Raw genomic sequence first — 17,700 nt, 5'->3', positions numbered from 1 at the left:
ATTTAAGAAATCCTGGACCTTCGTTACTCGTAACTCCAAGTAAAGATGGGCACGGGCGTTTACCTGTGAACATTTTCCAAGAGGGGTTTGCGATTTGCTTGATGCCGTTGAACCAGTTTTCGCATTAGCTTGCCCCGTTGCGGAATAAAACGCGCAGAAGTTGCTTGAAACTGCGGAGCGCAGCACTCTGGAAACAAGTCCGTGATTTCTTGTCGCGCGTCAGCCGAGACTGATTTGAGTGCTTCGGGGCCGGTAAACAGGCTTTCTGTCGGTGTCCCATTGGACCAGATGATTTCATGGGTATCGAACAGCAAGTGGAAATACTCAATACCGTCAGTTGTGTCTTGCACAATGTCCACGCCGTCCAGTGGCAACAACTTGTTTGCGGGGATCAGCACATCCTTGCAATCGAACATCCGCAGTGCAACTGCCGACGACACAAGAACGCGATGCTGCGGTGAGACGACAAGGTCCTGTTTGGGGAATCCGTCGCCTAAAGCTCCGGTGCGGATCAAAATGGGTCTTAGCCTTTGCTGCGCATGAAGCTCGGCAGCGCTGAGGCGTCGCGTACCGATCCATCGAATAGGTTTGTAGCCATTGTCAAAGGTCAACACCTGATCTGAAATCTGCAGGTCTTCGACCGCCACTGATCCGTGGCGTGTTTCAATCATTGTCCCAGATGCAAAGCACAGAACGTCCACAAACTCACCGCTTGCGTTGGTCGGGCCGGTTAAAATCTGGTCAATTTCAATAGTATTGGTACCGCTGTCGTTCCAGGCCGCTGCAATCGCATCGGTATTGACTGTCATTCCGTTGAACAGCTCTAGAGGTTCAAGCGGACCATTGTTTGTCTTCACACCGTAGAGTTCGACCGTCCCATCCGGATTGATCATCAGGCGGACCACGGGATCACCGTTTGTATTCCCCAACTGCCAAACAGCTGGCGTGTTGACTTCATATCTCTGACCGTCGGCAAACCGAACTGTTTGCCCCGAGGTTCCAGAAATCTGGAACTGAAGTTCATTGGGCGAAGATCCGGGTCCGCCAACAAACAGGTCAACACCGTTGATTTGAGCACTGAAGCTGTTGTCGAGCGTATCGAAATCGATAACGACACCGCCACCGGGAGAAGTATCTGTATATGTGGTACTGTTACCGTCTGATATGCTGAAGCTGGTCATCTAATTTTCTGAATTTTGTATAAGCCTGAGTTAGCACAAAGCTCATTTGCGTTTAACAATCAGGCTGGGCATTGGGTGGTGTCGGTTTTGTGTTCCGGTTCATACTAGAAAGTCCAGCCTCCCTGCAGGGCGCTGTGGTGTGGAATTGATACCGGTAAAGCCGCTGGTTCTGATGATGTGCCAAGGCTTGTGGCTGGCGCAGCGAGTGTTTTCAGATGCCAATAACCATGGCTGCAAGATACTGTTGAGGCAGGGACGATTCCATCCTTGCCCAAACAGGGAACTTGCCCGCCTTGTCGAGTGTTCTTCGGCGCTGCTATTGCGTTGACATTGAACTCTCGGAACAGGATTTGTACTGCAAAACGATCTGCTGTCGACCACCCCGGAGGAATGAGTGTCAATTGTTGATGTCCTGGCTGCGCGCCTGATCGAAGATGTCAAATCCAATGACCTGTCAGGTAGCTTTCTGATGCTTGGGCGGCAGGATTGGATCGGTGCGCGCCGGTCTGCGTCCGCCGCATTGTTCAGGGAAACCTTGCAGAAATACCTGCCCGGAGTGGCCGAAGCTGACCTTTGCAACCCGGATGATGGATATTCGGAAACATTCTTTCGGAAACTTGGGTTCTCGGAAGTGGATTCGCTGGATTTTTCGGATTTCGAAGGTGCGAGCATCGTTCAGGATCTCGCGGGGGATTTGCCTGAAAACCTGGTTGGTCGGTTTGACGTTATCTATGACGGTGGAACATGCGAGCACGTGTTCGACTTGCCGACCGCATACCGGAACATCGACAAGATGCTGAAGCCCGGGGGTGTGTTTATCGCACATTCGCCATCGAACAACTGGATCAATCACGGCTTCTATCAGATTTGCCCAGAGATCGTGTACGGCTTTTGGGTCAACGCCATGAACTATGAGGCTCTGAAATGTGTGTGGCAGCCGTTAAGGCCATATGCCGCCCGTGACGTGGTGAAGATGACGAATCCCAACAAGACAAAGAAACGTCCGCGACCGCTGGGATCTTTTGGTCCGGGATTGCCTGTCCTTCTGGATTATGTGGTTCGAAAACCTGTTGCCGGCACCAAGACAAGTGCAAGTGTGTCGCAAAGCGACTATGCCACGCGCTGGGAAAACACGCAGAAAGCTTAGAACCAAGTGCCGCAACGGACAATCCCTGACGGCCGCGGCATTCCCTGATCGCCACGGAATGCTCTGCTGTTCTGGCAAGTTAAGGGGGATGTATCGCTTGCGGCGGATCCAACGGAAAACGCCCGCCGGTTGGCGGGCGTTGAACCGGAAAACCCGGTTTCAGGTCATCTGCAAAAAAGCGCTTAGCGGCGGATGCCCAGCTTTTTGATCAGGTCCTGGTAACGTGCTTCTTCTTTGCCTTTCAGGTAGTCCAGCAGCTTGCGGCGCTGGGCAACCATCTTCAGCAGACCGCGACGACCGTGGTTGTCTTTCTTGTGGGTCTTGAAGTGCTCGGTCAAAGTGGTGATGCGCGAGGTCAGGATGGCAACCTGTACTTCAGGCGAACCGGTGTCGCCCTCTTTGGTTGCGAATTCTTTCATGACGCGTGCTTTTTCTTCAGCAGTGATCGACATCGGGGTCTCCTTCAAAGGTTAGAGTTGATGGCGCAGGCCGGGATGTCGTCCAGCACAGGCCCATGGAGAAAACCGCACCGATTCCGATGCGGATGGGCGCGTATAAGGGTATTTTCACCAAATGGCAAAGGGAATTTGCGGGTTCAGACCATCTGCCCGTACTGGGCCAGTTGCGCTTCGGTGATCAATTGAATGTCGGCCACCGTCATGCCTTGAGCCCCGTATACCTGCGCCACTTCCTGACCGTTGATCATCACCCGGGTCAGATTGGCGTTTTCAGCGTCAGGTTCCACCTCAATCTCCGGGTCGGCCTCATCCTCCCAGGTGACAAGCAGCTTGTCCTCACCGGGTTGGAATCCCATGACGGTCACGTCTTCGTCACCCGGGCTCAGCACGATGTCATCGGCGCCTTCACCACCGTTTACCACATCCCCGCCGCCTGCCACAATGGTGTCGTCACCGGCGCCGCCATTCAGGAAGTCCTTTTCGGCTGCGCCCTCTTCGATGCCAAAGACAAAGTCATCGCCGTCGCCGCCAAAGACCGTATCTTCACCTGCGCCACCGTTCAGGGCATCGTCTCCGAACCCGCCCTGCAACGCGTCATCATCCGCCCCGCCCGTCAGAGTATCGTCGCCCTGGCCGCCATAGAGCTCGTCTTCGCCTTCGCCGCCATCCAGGGTGTCGTCCCCGAAATGGCCGAACAGGGCATCGTCCCCCTCATTGCCGAACAGAATGTCGTTATCCGCCTCTCCGTGCAGAACATCATCACCCTGACCGCCCGAAATCGTGTCCGTACCTTCGCCCCCGTGCAGAACGTCATCGCCCTTGCCGCCGTCGATGGTATCATCGCCGCCAAACCCGTTGATCTGGTCAACACCGTCCTGACCGGTGATCTGGTCAGGGCCATCGCTGCCGGCAATCACCAGGTCTCCTTCGAATTCAGAGATTACGGTGCCAGTGGACTGGGTTTCGATGTCGGGATTCACCGGGTCTTCGACGTTTTCGCCAATCTCAAGAAACTCTCCGGTGTAGGGTTCCGCTTCCGGGGCCTCGTTGGGCCCGTCCTCTGAAACGTCCTCGTCTTCGATCAGCATATCGCTCATCGCGTATGCGGCACCGCCGATGGCGGCGAGTCCGATCAATCCGGCCAGAAACATGACACCTCTCCGATCGCAGAATGCTCCGAGGGTGAACATCCCATGCAATCGGCAATCGGGTCAAAGTCAAGTTATTGAAATGGTAAATACTTTATCACCATTGCTCGGGCTGTTGGCTGTAGGCGATATAAAGCGGGTGCTTGGGGTGACCGTCTTTGGTCAAGCCCAGATGGAACAGCGGCTGGCCGGTCCGGCGCAGCAGGGTTTCCACCGCCGGGCCCCGGTCCAGATGCGCACCATGGGTGCCCCAGGCGGCGATGACCTGATCAGCCCACCGAACACCTTCCAGAATGGCGGCGTCATTTTCCGGGCCTACCGGATCGGCAGCAGCGCGCATCTTGCGCGGATCGGTGTCGCGCCAGGCAAAGATGTTGGTCACCTGAAACGCGCCGAACCCCAGCGCCCGGGCACGACGTTCGCAGCGTTCAACCGTCGGGTCGTTCTGCACTTCGGTCGCGGTAGACGGGTTCAACATGACAAACAGCGCCTTGCGCCCTGCCGGGTCCCACACGCGGGTCAGGCTATAGCGGTATTTCTCGCAGTCGGAGTAAATGGCGGTCGAGGGCGCATCGCCCTTGGTGTGCGTTCGGGTGATCATGCCTTTCGCCTAACACGTGGTTCAGGCGGCGAACACCCGGCTGGGATGCAATTCGCCCGATTTGTAAACCCCCACGGCCACGGCCTTGCCATCCAGCGAGGCCCATACCTCGTCGCCGTATTCAACATCCGAGGCCAACACCATGCCTGGGTTGCCATTGCGCAGGCGGGTTGCGCCTTCGGGGGTGCATTTAAGCTCTGGCAGGTCGGACAGGCCGGCTTCCAGCGGGTGCAGATAGTCGTCCAACGCCGTGGTTTTTGCCATTTCGTCGATCTGTTCGATGCTCAACCCGTCTTCGGCCTCGAAGGGTCCGGACCAGATCCGGCGCAGTTCCCGGACGTGGCCGTGGCATCCCAGCGCTTCACCCAGATCGCGGGCGATCGAGCGGACATAACCGCCCTTGCCGCAGGTCATCTCCAACACCACGTGATCTGCGTCGGGGCGGTCGACAAGGATCAGTTCCTCGACCCAAAGAGGCCGGGCTGTCAGTTCCACGTCTTCGCCGTCGCGGGCCAGTTTATAGGCGCGCTGGCCGTCGATTTTCACGGCGGAAAACTTGGGCGGAACCTGCATGATGTCGCCCAGAAACGGGGTCAATGCTTGTTTGATGTCTTCATCCGACGGGCGGGCATCGCTTTCGGCAATCACTTCGCCCTCGGCATCGTCAGTGTTGGTGGCCTGGCCCAGACGGACAGTGAAGGTGTAGGCTTTCAGAGCGTCCGTGATGTAGGGAACGGTTTTGGTCGCCTCACCCAAAGCCACGGCCAGAACGCCGGTCGCTTCGGGGTCAAGCGTACCCGCATGGCCCGCCTTTTTGGCATCCATCGCCCAGCGCACCTTGTTGACCACAGCGGTCGACGTCATGCCCGCGGGCTTGTCCACCACCAGCCAGCCGGAAATGTCGCGACCCTTGCGTTTGCGTCCCATATAGCACCTTCAATCTTGCTGAGGCGCGCGACCTAGCGGATCGCCATCGTCCTGTCAATTTCAAGGTGCGTCTTCGACCACACCCACGATCGGCCCCAGCGAAAACCCGAGATCGGACCGATTGTTCGCGCGGTCATACATGCGAGAGATATTGCCATCGAAGAACAGCGCATTCGGAGTTTCCAGCACGTCGCGGAACAGACGGCCGAATTCGTGGAATGTGACGTAATCTTCGGAAATCGCGAACACCGCGCGGGTACCATCGGCGCTGGTGCCCACCCCGTTGCGCACATAGAGCGAAGTCGAATCGGGCAGGAACCGGGGGTGCAGGTCACCATCGATCACCAGCATCGGGCCGGATTGGCTGGCGAACCGGCAGTCGGGGGCCCGGTCGATGAAATCCAGCGTCTCGAACACGTCAGCGCGGCCCTCGCGGATGCAGAACACGCCGTTGGGCAGCAGGCCGAAGTTGCCGGGGCCGGGGTTGGAGATCACCCGCATGACCTCTTTGCCGTTCTCGACATAATGGCCGACGGGCGAACGGTCATCGTGGTACATGCCCGCGTTCATGGCAAAGGCCAGACGCTTGCCGCCGGGGGCCAGCGCCTCGTTCACCGACGAGAAATGCCCCAGCAGATCCCCGTTTTCGTCGTTGAGAAACAGGCGCAGGTCTTCGTTTTCCGCGTCGACCTCGCAGACGGTATAGCGCTTGTCATCATGGGTCAGCTTTTCGCAAGTGACCGCAGAGGCTTGTGCGGCCCAGACAACCGCGCCCAATGTGACGAATGCCCGGATCACTCGTCCAGATCGCGGCGCACCGCGTCCTGTTCGAACATGCGGCGGGTGTCGTCCAGACGGTCAAACGTGTCATCCAGGCGGAACCGAAGATCGGGCGAGAATTTCAGGCCGACCTTTTTGCCGACCATGCGCCGCAGTTCACTTTTGTTGCGGGCGAGCAGATCGATCACGTCCTCCTGCCCTTTGCCGCCCAAGGGCAGCACATAGGCGGTGGCGATTTTCAGATCGGGCGAGGTGCGCACCTCACCCACTGTGATCGACATGCGGTTCAGGTCGGGGTCGTGGACATCTCCGCGCGCCAGAACCTCGGACAGGGTGCGGCGGATCAGTTCGCCGACGCGCAGCTGTCGTTGGGATGGGCCGGGGCCATCGTGGAATTTGTTCTTTGCCATAATCCCCGATCTAAGCGCAAACCGGGGCTTTGCCAAGCGGGCGCGAACGGGGTAGGAGGCTTTGAGCAGTTTGCAGCAAGGGAATACCGCCATGACCCATATTCCGGGTATCGTCATCACAGGGGCTTCGGGCCGTATGGGGCAGATGCTGATCAAGACCGTAACCGACAGTGATCAGGCGCGTCTGGTCGGCGTGGTCGAGCGCACGGGGCATGACTGGGTCGGTCAGGATGTGGGCGAAGCCATGGGTGGCCAGGCGCTGGGCGTCAAAGTTACCGATGACCCGCTGGAAGCTTTTGCGCAGGCACAGGCGGTGATCGACTTTACCGCGCCCGAGGCGACGCTGGACTTTGCCGCTTTGGCCGCGCAGGCGCGTTGCGTGCATGTGATCGGCACGACCGGCATGACGGATGAGCAGATCGCCGCGCTGGAACCGGCCTCGCGCCACGCGGTGATCGTGCGGGCAGGGAACATGAGCCTTGGCGTCAACCTGCTGGTGCAACTGACCAAGAAAGTCGCGGCTGCACTGGATGAGGATTTTGATATCGAAATCATCGAAGGGCATCACCATCACAAGGTGGACGCACCATCCGGCACCGCGCTGATGCTGGGCGAGGCCGCCGCCGAGGGGCGTGGCGTCAAACTGTCGGATGTGGCCGACCGGGGGCGGGATGGCATCACCGGTGCGCGCAAGCGTGGTGACATTGGCTTCCACGCCATTCGCGGCGGAGACATCGTTGGTGAACATGACGTCCTGTTCGCCGCGCCCGGCGAGCGCATCGTTCTGCGCCATCTGGCCAGCGACCGCGCGATTTTTGCCCGCGGCGCGCTGAAGGCGGCGCTGTGGGGGCAGGGGAAGGCACCCGGCCAATATGACATGGTGGATGTGCTGGGGTTGTGAGCCATAGACGAAGCGGTCGCCGACGCTAAGCTTTGATTCATGAGGATTCGGCGCTCTGGACTGGCAACCGGCATTTTGCTTGCGGTGTTCTACCTGACACTGTTGCCATTCGTTGCGCATGGCGTTGGAATGATCGGCAAAGGCCTGTCGCAGGACGCTGCCCGGCACAGTTACTTGTTCGCTGATGGTGAGAATGTCGGCAATGCCGCGATGTTGGTACACATTCTGGCTGGTACTTTTCTGGTTGCACTCGTCCCGCTTCAACTGTTGAAGGGGCTGCGGCTCAAGTACAATCGATTTCACCGCATGTTGGGAGCCTGTCTGGTGGCGCTGGCATGGATCACCGGGCTGGCGGGCATGAGCTATATTCCCCTGCGCGGAACCATCGGTGGGCCGCTGATGTCTGCCGCCTTTTTTCTGTACGGGCTGTGTCTTTTCACGGCTGCGCTGATGGTGGCGCGCAGGGCTTTGGAAGGGGATCGCGCAGGCCATTGGGCATGGGGATTGCGGCTGTTCTGGCTGGCGTTGGGGTCGTGGCTTTACCGAGTCCACTATACGCTTTGGTATCTGCTGACCGGAGGGGTGGGGTCAGAGCCCGATTTCTCGGGCCCTTTTGATCTGGTGCAGAATTTCGCGTTCTTTGTGCCTTATCTGCTGGCCGTGCAGATCTGGATTGCGCGCCGGCGCCAGAGGCATCAGGGGGCGTTGGTCACAAATCCCTGACTTTGTCCGCCCGCAGCGGGCAGGCCAGATAAACGCCGAACTCTTTGCCGATATCGGCGCTGACCCGCGCGTGGACCCGGCCCTGACGATCCAGAAAACGCTGGTTGTCCTCGACCGGGAAAATCCCCTCGTGCCAGATGCCGGGATGGATATAGAGCCCCTTTGACCCGTCACACCAGAATGCCACCACCTTGTCCGGGGTCAGATTGTCGCCAGGCAGGGCCGCGGGCACGATGAAGGGCTTGTTGTCCAGCGGCCAGAACATCTGCCCGCCATCGGGGTGATAATTCATATGCCACAGCAACACCTGATCCCGCGGGGCCGTTTGCCGGTCGGTTTGCGCGTGCTGAGGGTCGGCGGACCAACCCAGCACGTAATGGCCTTTGACCGCCTCGTTCTCACCGTAAAGCACGTCACCCTGCCAATCGCATTTGAACGTGCCTTCAACCCAGCCGCCTTCGTCACCCGTGCCGTCGTCAATCGGTCGCCAGCCCTGCTGCGGCCAGCGTACGATCTCGATTTCAAAGGTCTCGGGGTCGTCGACCAAACAGCCGTACCCCCTAACCGTGTTGTCCGTCGCCCGGATCAGGGGAACCTCGTGCCACGGCAGGGATGGCTTGGAACTGGCCTCGAAGATGTACTCGGGTGCAGTCATGATGCCTCCAGGTGCTTGTCGACCATGCGCTGCACCATCGGTGCGAAATGGGCGAAATCCGGTGTCTCCATGTCCGCCCGTTTGCCGGCCTCATCCAGGTACCGGACTTGAATGATCTCTTTCAGGTTTGGATTGGATTCGAAGGCGGCGACTTCTTCGGCGCTCATCGGGCCGCCTTGCAGTTCCAAGGTATGGACCGAGGCGGCAGAGAGGCGGTTGAAATATTCGGGCTTGGTGGCGCAGAGATACCGTTTGGCGGCCACGTGATAGCGGCAGCAATCGGTGATGACCGAAGGGAAGAACTGTTCCAGCACCTCAGCACCCGCATCCTCGTGGTGGCGGTCTTCGGTATCATCGGGGTGGTAGGTTCCGAATTCGGACGTGAAATGGCCGATATCATGCAACAAGGCGCCGACGATGATCTCTTCAGGCTGGCCGTTCTGTTCGGCGATGGTGGCGCCTTGCAGCATGTGCTGGGCCATGGTGACGGGTTCGCCAAGATATTCTTCACCGCCGCGGCGTTCGAAGATATCCCCGATGAAGGCGACGATATTGTCCCGGTTCAGGGTCGAGAAATCGGGCTTCATTCCGCTGCCTCCGGCTGCGTCATCTTCATCGCCGCCAGTGTGGACAGCAGCCCGTCCTTGTCGGCATAGCATCCCTGCAACCAGCGCGAACCGGCACCGGAATAGCCCAGCCGTGCATGCAGGACACGGGTGTTGTCGACGATGAAACTTTCGCCCGGCTCCAGTTTGAACGACACGCCCATGGCCGGGTCGTCGATGATCTCGCCCAGTTGGCGGTAAGCCGCGTAATAGGCTTCCATCCTGTCGAAAGGCACGTCCACGAATGGCGCTGAGGAACGGTTGTTGAAGCGAATGCCAACCAGTTCTCCATCCGGCGACAATTCGATCATCGGACGGCGAGACCGCAGGCAGACACCGTCTGACCCCTTATATTCAAACCGCGCCGGGTAGCCTGCCAGCAGCGCAAAACCTTCGGGGTTCTGCGCACGCAGTTTTTCGGCAGCGCGAAAGCCGTCGACCACGATCGAGTCGCCGCCTTCGGCGCTGTTTTCCAGACAATAGAGAATTTGCAGCGTCGGCACAGGGTCGCGATAGGGGTTGTCGGTGTGGGCCTGCAAGCCAAGCCCGGTATAGGCGAGGTTGGTCGGGTTCACTTCCGTCCGAACCTCGAAATAAGGGCCATAGTTGGTTTCGCGGACATAGCCGAACAGGTCGGCCACTTTCAAAAGCGATTCTGGTTCGGTAGGCCCGCCCGTCAGCTTGGCAAAGCCGTAACTCGCCACAGACGCCAGCCAGTTGCGTTTGGCCGCAGGGCTGGCATGAACCTCGTTCCAATCGCCAGAGGGTGCGGCGATCCCGCCTTCCCAGGTGATGATGCCGGGGGCGGTGCGGCCCAGCGTATCGTCCCGTTTGCAATCATAGTTGTGTTCGATCAGCCATTCGGCCGGGAAGGTAACGGTTTTGTCTTCGGGCTGGAACGTGACCTGAAGGCCGCCCGCGACAACCTCGGCTGAACTGACCGAGATGTCAGCAGGGATATCGCCGATGGTGATCAGCCGCTGGCCGTTGCCCGGGGCGCGGGTTTCCGGGTCCAGCGCGTTGTCGCGCAACCAGACGGCGTGAAAGCGGGCTTGCGTTCCTGTGTCGAACGCGACGGTGACGATCGAAGTGTCATGGGTGGCGGTGCGCAGCATTTGGGGTCTCCTGTTCGGCGCGAGCTTTGGTTGAGCAGATACGCCGTTCATGGCATTACGACAATTAATCCTTATTTCGGCTGAGGCTTGGAAAATCTAATGGCTAAGAAAAAGATCGGGCTACCGCCACTGGACTGGCTGCGCGTGTTCGAGGCCGCGGGGCGTCTTGGTGGGTTCTCGGCAGCAGCCAAGGAATTCGGGCTGACGCAGGCCGCTGTCAGCCAGCGGATCGGCAACCTCGAAGCCTGGCTGGGCCGATCCTTGTTCGTGCGCGAGGCGCGGGGCGTGTCGCTGACGGTCGAAGGTGAAAGCTATCTGCCTTTGGTGCAGGACAGCCTTCGCGCGCTGGAGCGCAATACCGAAGACCTGTTTGGCAAATCCCCGCGCGAGTTGCGCGTGGCCGGCTTGTCGTCGAACATCCACGCACTGGTTCTGCCGGCGCTGACCCGGTTTCACGAGATGCAGCCAGGGGTTCGGGTGATGACCGACTCGGTCGCGCGCCGGTCGTCTTTGGACGAAGAACGAACCTGGCTGCAAATCCGATATGGTCGGGGCATCTGGGCCGGGCGTGATGCCGCCCTGATCGCGCCTGAGGTCCTTGCCCCCATGGCGCCGCCGGGTGTCGACTGGGGCGCCCAATTGATTGACCTGCGCGGAGAACGCCCCGGCTGGAGAGAGTGGAGCCAGAAAAACGGCCAGCAGGACCTGCCGCAATCAAAAATCAGTTTTGATTCGATGGAACATGCGATTTCGGCTGCGCAGCGCGGCATGGGTGTGGTTTTGGGATCGGTGCCCTTGGCCCTTGCCGACTTGCAAGAGGGTCGGTTGCGGCGGCTGGATTTACCCGAATTGCACACCAAAGACGGGTACTGGCTGACCTGGCCTGAAGACCGGGCGAAGTCCAGAAAACAACGGGCGCTGATCGAGGATTTCCTCAAGGCGCTGCGTGGTTGACCGTTCAGAAATCGATGGCGATGCCCTTCTTTTCCCAGTCACCGTAGCGGGCCGGGTCCGGTCCGTCTCGGCCACCCAGCTCTTTTGGCAATTCCCGGGCCTCGGCTTTGGCTTTGCGGCGGCGTTCTTCCGCTTCGGCCAGGGCGCGCTGGGCGGCGGGGGGCAAGTCTTTGCGGTCGTCACTCATGACATCGGGTTCCTTTCCTTGCGCAGTCTTGATATACGCCCGCGTCCGCTATTGGCAATGCGGGCGCAGGTCACATGAAGGCGGTACCATGTCTAACAGCGCGACAGCAGCACGGCGCAGCGCAATCTATCTTCTGGATCAGGTTCTGGGCGAAGGTCGCCTGCTGGCCGAGTGTCTGGCGGCGGGCGCAGTGGATCGGTTGGAACCCGAGGATCGCGCGCGTGCCCAGCGACTGGCGTTGGAAACACTGCGTGGGATGGAACGGGCCGACCGCCTGCTGGCCAACCACCTGAACCGAACACCCGCTCTGACGGTCCACAACGCGCTGAGACTGGGTGCGGTCGAACTTTGCAACGGCGAAGCCGCCCATGGCGTCGTCAATTCCATGGTCGAGATCGTCAGCCGTTCGCGCAAGCATGGTCGCCTCAAGGGGTTGGTGAATGCCGTTCTGCGCAAGGTTGCGGCAGAAGGCCCCGAGGCGTGGCCGAAGATGCGCGTTCCGCGTTTGCCGGACTGGTTGCGTGAACCGCTGATCGCAGCGTGGGGCACGGATGCCGTTACCGGAATGGAGCAGGCACATTTCGCGGGTGCGCCACTGGACCTTACCTTGAAACCCGGGGCGGAAGGCCCTTCAGGCGAGATCCTTCCGACCGGGTCGGTGCGGTTGCACGATGCGGGTCAGGTCTCGACCCTGCCGGGGTACAAGGCCGGAGACTGGTGGGTGCAGGATGCGGCGGCCGCATTGCCGGTTCGCGTTCTGGCCCCGAAGTCGGGCCAGAAAGTGCTGGATCTGTGTGCGGCGCCGGGTGGGAAAACGATGCAGCTTGCGGCCGCAGGGGCTGATGTCACGGCGCTAGACGTGTCGGAATCACGGATGGAACGGGTGCGCGAGAACCTTGCAAGGACCGGCCTCAGGGCGAAGGTCATCGTGGGCGATGCGCTGGAACACGAAGACCGGTACGACGCGATCCTGCTGGACGCGCCGTGCTCGGCCACGGGTACGATTCGCAGGCATCCTGACTTGCCGTTTGCCAAGGACGGTTCGGAATTCGGCGGCCTGATCGAGCTCCAGACGCGCATGTTAGCCCATGCGTGGGGCTTGCTCAAACCCGGTGGGCGTCTGGTCTATTGCACGTGTTCCCTGCTGCCGGACGAGGGGGAAGTTCAGGTTGAAGAGGCGCTGGGCATGTATTCGGACATGAGCGTGGATCGCGACGCGCTGAACGTACCCGGTGTCGAAACGGATTGGATCACCGAAGAAGGCGGCTTGCGATTGCGACCGGATTATTGGCCGGATCGGGGTGGTATGGACGGGTTCTATATCGCGTGTCTGACCAAATCCGTCTGAACGCACGCTTTTCGGTGACTTGACGATCGGCGCGGTCTATCGTTGGGTCTCAAGCGCCAGCAGAGCGCAAGGGGCAGAGTAACACGCGTCATGTCGAATTTAGACACCATGGCCAGTCGGTGGATGCGGTTTAAGAACCGTTTCTATGCGCGCCTGAGCCAGCGGCAAAAGGCGGTCACAGGGTTTGTTGCGCAACCGGATCCGCGCTCGGTGGGTTCGTTCGCACGTGGCCGGCAACTGGTTGCCGGAAATCTGTTGTTCGCGGGCTATCTGGTCGAGGCCGAAGATACCGGGCTTTGGGACGTCACCGCCCCCAGTGCCGGCTTTGACGAAGAACGTCACGGCTTTGCGTGGCTGGATGATCTGGCGGCGGTCGGAGACATGCGTGCGCGGGAAAAGGCGCAGCGCTGGGTGTGGGGATGGATCGAATCTCATGGCCGCGGGCAAGGGCCCGGCTGGGCGCCTGATCTGACCGGGCGTCGGGTGATGCGCTGGATCAACCATGCGCTTTTTCTGCTGCGAGGGGCGGATGAAAAACAAAGCAAACTGTTTTTCCGCTCGCTGGCCCAGCAAACATGGTTCCTGTCCAAACGCTGGCATGCCGCGACCCCGGGACTGCCCCGGTTCGAGGCGCTGGCCGGACTGGTGCAGGCCGGGCTGGCGCTGGAGGGGCTGGAGCGAATGGCCGACCCGGCCCTGCGCGCCCTGGCCGGGGAATGCGACCGTCAGGTGGATGCGCAGGGCGGAATTCCAACCCGCAATCCGGAAGAATTGCTCGAGGTATTCACGCTGCTCAGCTGGACTTCGGCTGCGCTGAATGATCTTGGTCGCGGGACGCCTGCCGCTCAGGCCAATGCGATCAAACGGATCGCGCCGACCCTGCGCAGCCTGCGCCATGCGGATGGGGCCTTGGCGCGGTTCCATGGCGGTGGGCGCGGTGTCGAAGGGCGACTGGAACAGGCCCTTGCGCAAAGCGGCGTCAAGCACAAGGCAGCGACCGAACTGCCAATGGGCTATGCCCGTTTGTCTGCGGCGCGCACCACGGTGATCGTGGATGCCAGCATACCGCCGTCGGGGGCGGCCTCGTACAATGCGCATGCCTCTACTCTGGCGTTCGAGCTGACCTCGGGGCGGCGGCCGCTGATCGTGAATTGCGGGTCGGGGGCCAGTTTCGGGCTGGAATGGCGCCGCGCAGGACGGGCGACGCCGTCGCACTCGACGCTTTGCCTGGATGGGTTCTCAAGCGCCCGGCTGGCCAAACCGGTGCCGGGGCGTGAAGCGCAGGCGCTGGTGGACGCACCACAGGAGGTGCCCGTTGATTTCGAGGATGCGTTCGAGGGCATCCGCTTCATGGCGGGGCACGATGGATACGCAAAGGTCTTTGGTCTGACCCATGCGCGGACCTTTGAGTTGCGATTTGACGGGCGCGAGCTGACGGTCGAGGATATTCTGCTGACGGCGACCGACAAGGCAAAGCGTCAATTTGACAAGGCGATGGACGCTTCGGGCCTCAAAGGCATTGGCTATGACATCCGGTTTCACCTGCATCCGGATGTCGATGCGGCGCTGGATTTGGGCGGGGCGGCAGTGTCGATGGCGCTCAAAAGCGGTGAAATCTGGGTTTTCCGACATGACGGCGTTGGAAAATTGTCCGTCGAGCCAAGCGTTTACCTTGAAAAAGGGCGTTTGAAGCCACGCGCGACAAAACAGATCGTTCTATCCGGGCGCGCAATGGAGTATGCGACGCGCACCCGGTGGACTCTGAGCAAGGCACAGGACACAGCCTATGCCGTGCGCGATACGCACCGGGACGAGCCCGAGTTAGACTGACGCCAAAAGGACCTTTGGACCCATGACCGATCTTCACCCCGTGCGCCGCGCGTTGCTTTCCGTATCCGACAAAACCGGGCTGATCGAGCTGGGCAAGGCGCTGGCCGAACGCGGGGTCGAGCTGCTGTCGACCGGCGGCACGGCCAAGGCGCTGCGCGATGCAGGGCTTGCGGTGAAGGATGTCAGCGAGATCACCGGCTTCCCCGAGATGATGGATGGCCGGGTCAAGACCCTGCACCCGATGGTGCATGGCGGGCTGCTGGCCCTGCGCGACAACGACACCCATGTTGCAGCCATGAACGAACACGGCATCGGTGCAATCGATCTGTTGGTTGTGAACCTGTATCCGTTTGAAGCAACCGTGGCCAAAGGCGCAGGTTACGATGAGTGCGTCGAGAATATCGACATCGGCGGTCCGGCGATGATCCGCGCGGCGGCCAAGAACCATGCGTTCGTAAATGTGGTCGTGGATGTTGAAGACTACGAAAAACTGCTGGGCGATATGGATCAGCACGACGGCGCGACCTGTCCGAAATTCCGCCGCAAGCTGGCGCAGAAAGCCTATGCCCGTACCGCCGCCTATGACACGGCAGTGTCCAACTGGCTGGCCGATGCGCTGGAGCTTGAAGCCCCCAAGCGCCGCGCGTTTGCCGGTGAATTGAAACAGACCTTGCGCTATGGCGAGAACAGCCATCAGCAGGCCGCGTTCTACACCGACGGCACCAATCGGCCCGGTGTAGCGACCGCGATCCAGCATCAGGGCAAGGAACTGAGCTACAACAACATCAATGACACGGATGCGGCCTTTGAACTTGTGGCCGAGTTTGACCCCCCTGAGGGCGCCGCCTGTGCCATCATCAAGCACGCCAACCCCTGCGGTGTGGCCAAGGGTGCAACCCTGCTTGAGGCCTACAAGGCGGCATTCGATTGCGACCGCACCTCGGCCTTTGGCGGGATCGTGGCGTTGAATCAGCCCCTGGACGCCGAAACCGCGCAGGAGATCACCGGGATTTTCACCGAAGTCGTGATCGCTCCCGGCGCATCGGATGAGGCCAAGGCAATCTTTGCCGCCAAGAAAAACCTGCGCCTGCTGACAACCGAAGCTTTGCCGGATGTGGCCGCCGGCGGGAAAACCGTGCGTCAGGTGGCTGGCGGGTTGCTGGTGCAGGACAAGGACAACGGCTTTGTCGGCTTGGATGATCTGAAGGTTGTGACCAAGAAGGCCCCGACCGACGAACAGATGCGTGACCTTTTGTTCGCGTGGAAAGTGGCCAAACACGTCAAATCCAACGCCATCGTCTATGTCAAAGACGGCGCCACCGTCGGCGTCGGCGCGGGCCAGATGAGCCGTGTGGACTCGGCCCTGATCGCCGCCAAGAAAGCCGAGCGCATGGCCGACGCGCTGGGCTTGGCCCAACCGTTGACCATCGGCTCTGCCGTGGCCTCGGACGCGTTCTTCCCCTTCCCTGACGGGCTGATGGAAGCGGCCGAGGCAGGTGCAACCTGCGTCATTCAACCGGGCGGATCCATGCGGGATGACGAAGTGATCGCCGCTGCGGATGAGGCCGGATTGGCCATGGTCTTCACCGGCATGCGCCATTTCCGTCACTGATGCGGTCACGCCTGCTTCTCTGGGCGGCCCTGGCCGCCTTTGCGATCGATCAGATCAGCAAATATCTGGTCGTTCATGTCATGCGCGTGGCCGATCAGCCCGGCGGCATTGATGTTGTGCCACCGCTTCTGGTGTTCAAATACGGCGAGAACCGGGGAATCAATTTCGGCCTGTTCCAAGGAAATTCGGAGGCTGCGCGCTGGGTTCTGATCGGTATTTCCGTGGCGATCTGTGTCGGCGTGCTTGTCTGGCTCAGCCGCGCAGCCCATTCGGGGCTGATGCTGTTTTGCGGCGGCCTGCTGATCGGCGGTGCGCTGGCGAATGTGGTGGATCGGGTTCTTTACGGCTTTGTTCTGGATTTCCTGAACATGTCCTGTTGCGGCATCAACAATCCGTTTGTTTTCAACCTCGCAGATGTCTTCATATTTGCAGGAGCCATCGGGCTGGTGCTGTTTGACGGCAAAAAGGCCTCGTGACGCGCGGAATGATATGCGATAAAAGCGCCTGAAACAGGCTGGAGACACCAATGCGGATGCCGCGCGCCCTATTTGTTTTGACTGTTGCCGCTGCGGTTGCGGCGTGTTCGAATCCCGGTTTGCGGGATCTGGCGCCTCCGGGCCCGGGGCCGGATGAGTTTTCGGTGCTGCCGGTCAAGCCGCTGACCCAACCTCAGGACTATGCGTTCTTGCCTGCACCCACGCCGGGTGGCGCGAATCTGACGGATCCGAACCCAAATGCCGATGCGGTGGCTGCGCTGGGCGGCAATGCTGCTGCGCTGAATCCGAACGCGTCTGTGCCATCCTCGGATGCAGCGCTTGTCACGGCTTCCAGTCGATATGGTGTTTCTCCCGATGCGCGGCAGGTGGTCGAGGCTGATGACGCCGCGTTCCGCAAACGCCGGGGGCGCTGGACCGGCCTGCGTCTGTTCCCGGTCGACCGCTATGGTCAGGTTTACGAAAAACAATCGATCGATCCGTTCGCGGAAACGGAAGCCGCCCGTCGGGCCGGGATCGAAACCCCTTCTTCGCCGCCGGGTGAATAATTCTTAACTTTCCGTCATCGGGCTTGAACCCGGGCCGCGTCACCGTAGTTTGAATACCAGAAACGAAACGGAGGAT

At 60.3% G+C, this 17,700-nt stretch carries 20 protein-coding genes; 9 read left to right on the top strand and 11 right to left on the bottom strand.

Going from position 1 to position 17,700, the window contains the following annotated elements:
- Nucleotides 1–59 precede the first annotated feature (59 nt).
- Entirely contained in the window at nt 60–1,181 is a 1,122-nt protein-coding gene (locus ACR0LI_RS15920; protein ID WP_480718832.1) for a Hint domain-containing protein, read from the bottom strand.
- A 394-nt stretch (nt 1,182–1,575) separates the two neighbouring features.
- Between ACR0LI_RS15920 and ACR0LI_RS15915 the strand changes: the two genes are divergently transcribed.
- On the top strand, nt 1,576–2,328 hold the full coding sequence (locus tag ACR0LI_RS15915; RefSeq protein WP_171724682.1) for a class I SAM-dependent methyltransferase: 753 nt from the start codon (nt 1,576–1,578) through the stop codon (nt 2,326–2,328).
- 182 nt (nt 2,329–2,510) lie between these two features.
- Here ACR0LI_RS15915 and rpsO read toward each other — a convergent pair whose 3' ends face one another.
- The 6 genes from rpsO to rbfA form a co-directional block, all read right to left on the bottom strand.
- Nucleotides 2,511–2,780 (bottom strand): 30S ribosomal protein S15, encoded by a 270-nt coding sequence (gene rpsO / locus ACR0LI_RS15910; RefSeq protein ID WP_152459381.1) that lies wholly within the window; start codon nt 2,778–2,780, stop codon nt 2,511–2,513.
- A gap of 143 nt (nt 2,781–2,923) precedes the next feature.
- Entirely contained in the window at nt 2,924–3,937 is a 1,014-nt protein-coding gene (locus ACR0LI_RS15905; protein WP_480718831.1) for a calcium-binding protein, read from the bottom strand.
- A 94-nt stretch (nt 3,938–4,031) separates the two neighbouring features.
- On the bottom strand, nt 4,032–4,535 hold the full coding sequence (locus tag ACR0LI_RS15900; protein ID WP_170346689.1) for a DUF1643 domain-containing protein: 504 nt from the start codon (nt 4,533–4,535) through the stop codon (nt 4,032–4,034).
- A 21-nt stretch (nt 4,536–4,556) separates the two neighbouring features.
- Complete coding sequence (truB, locus tag ACR0LI_RS15895; RefSeq protein ID WP_480718830.1) at nt 4,557–5,462, bottom strand: tRNA pseudouridine(55) synthase TruB; 906 nt, start codon at nt 5,460–5,462, stop codon at nt 4,557–4,559.
- 60 nt (nt 5,463–5,522) lie between these two features.
- Nucleotides 5,523–6,260 carry a phosphodiester glycosidase family protein gene (locus tag ACR0LI_RS15890; RefSeq protein ID WP_480621493.1) on the bottom strand — a complete coding sequence of 246 codons (738 nt, stop codon included), beginning with the start codon at nt 6,258–6,260 and terminating at the stop codon, nt 5,523–5,525.
- Complete coding sequence (gene rbfA, locus ACR0LI_RS15885; RefSeq protein WP_152459376.1) at nt 6,257–6,652, bottom strand: 30S ribosome-binding factor RbfA; 396 nt, start codon at nt 6,650–6,652, stop codon at nt 6,257–6,259. The genes ACR0LI_RS15890 and rbfA overlap by 4 nt, the downstream gene beginning before the upstream one ends.
- Nucleotides 6,653–6,743: 91 nt before the next feature.
- On the opposite strand from rbfA, the gene dapB reads away from it, so the two are divergent.
- Nucleotides 6,744–7,553, top strand: coding sequence for a 4-hydroxy-tetrahydrodipicolinate reductase (gene dapB / locus ACR0LI_RS15880; RefSeq protein ID WP_171363421.1), 810 nt, complete (start codon nt 6,744–6,746; stop codon nt 7,551–7,553).
- A gap of 39 nt (nt 7,554–7,592) precedes the next feature.
- The gene (locus tag ACR0LI_RS15875; protein WP_171724679.1) at nt 7,593–8,276 is read left to right on the top strand and encodes a DUF2306 domain-containing protein; all 684 of its coding nucleotides are present in this window, start codon (nt 7,593–7,595) and stop codon (nt 8,274–8,276) included.
- Here the strand turns inward: ACR0LI_RS15875 and ACR0LI_RS15870 are convergent.
- From ACR0LI_RS15870 to tmpA, 3 genes are read right to left on the bottom strand one after another with little or no spacing between them, the layout of a single operon-like run.
- The gene (locus tag ACR0LI_RS15870; RefSeq protein WP_171724678.1) at nt 8,263–8,931 is read right to left on the bottom strand and encodes an ureidoglycolate lyase; all 669 of its coding nucleotides are present in this window, start codon (nt 8,929–8,931) and stop codon (nt 8,263–8,265) included. The two genes, ACR0LI_RS15875 and ACR0LI_RS15870, sit on opposite strands and share 14 nt — an antisense overlap.
- Nucleotides 8,928–9,518 carry a (R)-1-hydroxy-2-trimethylaminoethylphosphonate oxygenase gene (tmpB, locus tag ACR0LI_RS15865; protein WP_480718829.1) on the bottom strand — a complete coding sequence of 197 codons (591 nt, stop codon included), beginning with the start codon at nt 9,516–9,518 and terminating at the stop codon, nt 8,928–8,930. Before tmpB ends, ACR0LI_RS15870 begins: the two co-directional genes overlap by 4 nt.
- Nucleotides 9,515–10,651, bottom strand: coding sequence for a 2-trimethylaminoethylphosphonate dioxygenase (gene tmpA / locus ACR0LI_RS15860; protein WP_210093678.1), 1,137 nt, complete (start codon nt 10,649–10,651; stop codon nt 9,515–9,517). Before tmpA ends, tmpB begins: the two co-directional genes overlap by 4 nt.
- A 99-nt stretch (nt 10,652–10,750) precedes the next feature.
- Between tmpA and ACR0LI_RS15855 the strand changes: the two genes are divergently transcribed.
- On the top strand, nt 10,751–11,605 hold the full coding sequence (locus ACR0LI_RS15855) for a LysR family transcriptional regulator (RefSeq protein ID WP_171637293.1): 855 nt from the start codon (nt 10,751–10,753) through the stop codon (nt 11,603–11,605).
- Nucleotides 11,606–11,609: 4 nt separating this feature from the next.
- On the opposite strand, the gene ACR0LI_RS15850 is transcribed toward ACR0LI_RS15855, so the two are convergent.
- Nucleotides 11,610–11,792, bottom strand: coding sequence for a DUF1674 domain-containing protein (locus ACR0LI_RS15850; protein ID WP_152459369.1), 183 nt, complete (start codon nt 11,790–11,792; stop codon nt 11,610–11,612).
- A gap of 88 nt (nt 11,793–11,880) precedes the next feature.
- Here ACR0LI_RS15850 and ACR0LI_RS15845 point away from each other — a divergent pair, with 88 nt between their 5' ends.
- From ACR0LI_RS15845 to ACR0LI_RS15825, 5 genes are all read left to right on the top strand, one after another.
- Nucleotides 11,881–13,140 carry an RsmB/NOP family class I SAM-dependent RNA methyltransferase gene (locus ACR0LI_RS15845; RefSeq protein ID WP_480718828.1) on the top strand — a complete coding sequence of 420 codons (1,260 nt, stop codon included), beginning with the start codon at nt 11,881–11,883 and terminating at the stop codon, nt 13,138–13,140.
- A gap of 90 nt (nt 13,141–13,230) precedes the next feature.
- Nucleotides 13,231–14,970 (top strand): heparinase II/III family protein, encoded by a 1,740-nt coding sequence (locus ACR0LI_RS15840; protein WP_480621496.1) that lies wholly within the window; start codon nt 13,231–13,233, stop codon nt 14,968–14,970.
- Between the two features lie 22 nt (nt 14,971–14,992).
- Nucleotides 14,993–16,582: a bifunctional phosphoribosylaminoimidazolecarboxamide formyltransferase/IMP cyclohydrolase gene (gene purH / locus ACR0LI_RS15835; protein WP_480491966.1), complete on the top strand. Its 1,590-nt coding sequence runs from the start codon at nt 14,993–14,995 to the stop codon at nt 16,580–16,582.
- Entirely contained in the window at nt 16,582–17,058 is a 477-nt protein-coding gene (gene lspA, locus ACR0LI_RS15830) for a signal peptidase II (RefSeq protein ID WP_480718827.1), read from the top strand. Before purH ends, lspA begins: the two co-directional genes overlap by 1 nt.
- Nucleotides 17,059–17,108: 50 nt before the next feature.
- Nucleotides 17,109–17,624 carry a DUF3035 domain-containing protein gene (locus ACR0LI_RS15825; RefSeq protein WP_171637281.1) on the top strand — a complete coding sequence of 172 codons (516 nt, stop codon included), beginning with the start codon at nt 17,109–17,111 and terminating at the stop codon, nt 17,622–17,624.
- Nucleotides 17,625–17,700 lie beyond the last annotated feature (76 nt).

The sequence above is a fragment of the Ruegeria sp. CL7 genome (assembly GCF_056536445.1).
This window is presented reverse-complemented; position numbering and strand designations above follow the sequence as displayed.

Bases quoted from the DNA above. Each gene is read 5' to 3' on its own strand.
- ACR0LI_RS15920 (WP_480718832.1), bottom strand. From the start codon at position 1,181: ATGACCAGCTTCAGCATATCAGACGGTAACAGTACCACATATACAGAT.
- rpsO (WP_152459381.1), bottom strand. From the start codon at position 2,780: ATGTCGATCACTGCTGAAGAAAAAGCACGCGTCATGAAAGAATTCGCA.
- ACR0LI_RS15905 (WP_480718831.1), bottom strand. From the start codon at position 3,937: ATGTTTCTGGCCGGATTGATCGGACTCGCCGCCATCGGCGGTGCCGCA.
- ACR0LI_RS15900 (WP_170346689.1), bottom strand. From the start codon at position 4,535: ATGATCACCCGAACGCACACCAAGGGCGATGCGCCCTCGACCGCCATT.
- truB (WP_480718830.1), bottom strand. From the start codon at position 5,462: ATGGGACGCAAACGCAAGGGTCGCGACATTTCCGGCTGGCTGGTGGTG.
- rbfA (WP_152459376.1), bottom strand. From the start codon at position 6,652: ATGGCAAAGAACAAATTCCACGATGGCCCCGGCCCATCCCAACGACAG.
- dapB (WP_171363421.1), top strand. From the start codon at position 6,744: ATGACCCATATTCCGGGTATCGTCATCACAGGGGCTTCGGGCCGTATG.
- ACR0LI_RS15875 (WP_171724679.1), top strand. From the start codon at position 7,593: ATGAGGATTCGGCGCTCTGGACTGGCAACCGGCATTTTGCTTGCGGTG.
- ACR0LI_RS15870 (WP_171724678.1), bottom strand. From the start codon at position 8,931: ATGACTGCACCCGAGTACATCTTCGAGGCCAGTTCCAAGCCATCCCTG.
- tmpB (WP_480718829.1), bottom strand. From the start codon at position 9,518: ATGAAGCCCGATTTCTCGACCCTGAACCGGGACAATATCGTCGCCTTC.
- tmpA (WP_210093678.1), bottom strand. From the start codon at position 10,651: ATGCTGCGCACCGCCACCCATGACACTTCGATCGTCACCGTCGCGTTC.
- ACR0LI_RS15855 (WP_171637293.1), top strand. From the start codon at position 10,751: ATGGCTAAGAAAAAGATCGGGCTACCGCCACTGGACTGGCTGCGCGTG.
- ACR0LI_RS15850 (WP_152459369.1), bottom strand. From the start codon at position 11,792: ATGAGTGACGACCGCAAAGACTTGCCCCCCGCCGCCCAGCGCGCCCTG.
- ACR0LI_RS15845 (WP_480718828.1), top strand. From the start codon at position 11,881: ATGTCTAACAGCGCGACAGCAGCACGGCGCAGCGCAATCTATCTTCTG.
- ACR0LI_RS15840 (WP_480621496.1), top strand. From the start codon at position 13,231: ATGTCGAATTTAGACACCATGGCCAGTCGGTGGATGCGGTTTAAGAAC.
- purH (WP_480491966.1), top strand. From the start codon at position 14,993: ATGACCGATCTTCACCCCGTGCGCCGCGCGTTGCTTTCCGTATCCGAC.
- lspA (WP_480718827.1), top strand. From the start codon at position 16,582: ATGCGGTCACGCCTGCTTCTCTGGGCGGCCCTGGCCGCCTTTGCGATC.
- ACR0LI_RS15825 (WP_171637281.1), top strand. From the start codon at position 17,109: ATGCGGATGCCGCGCGCCCTATTTGTTTTGACTGTTGCCGCTGCGGTT.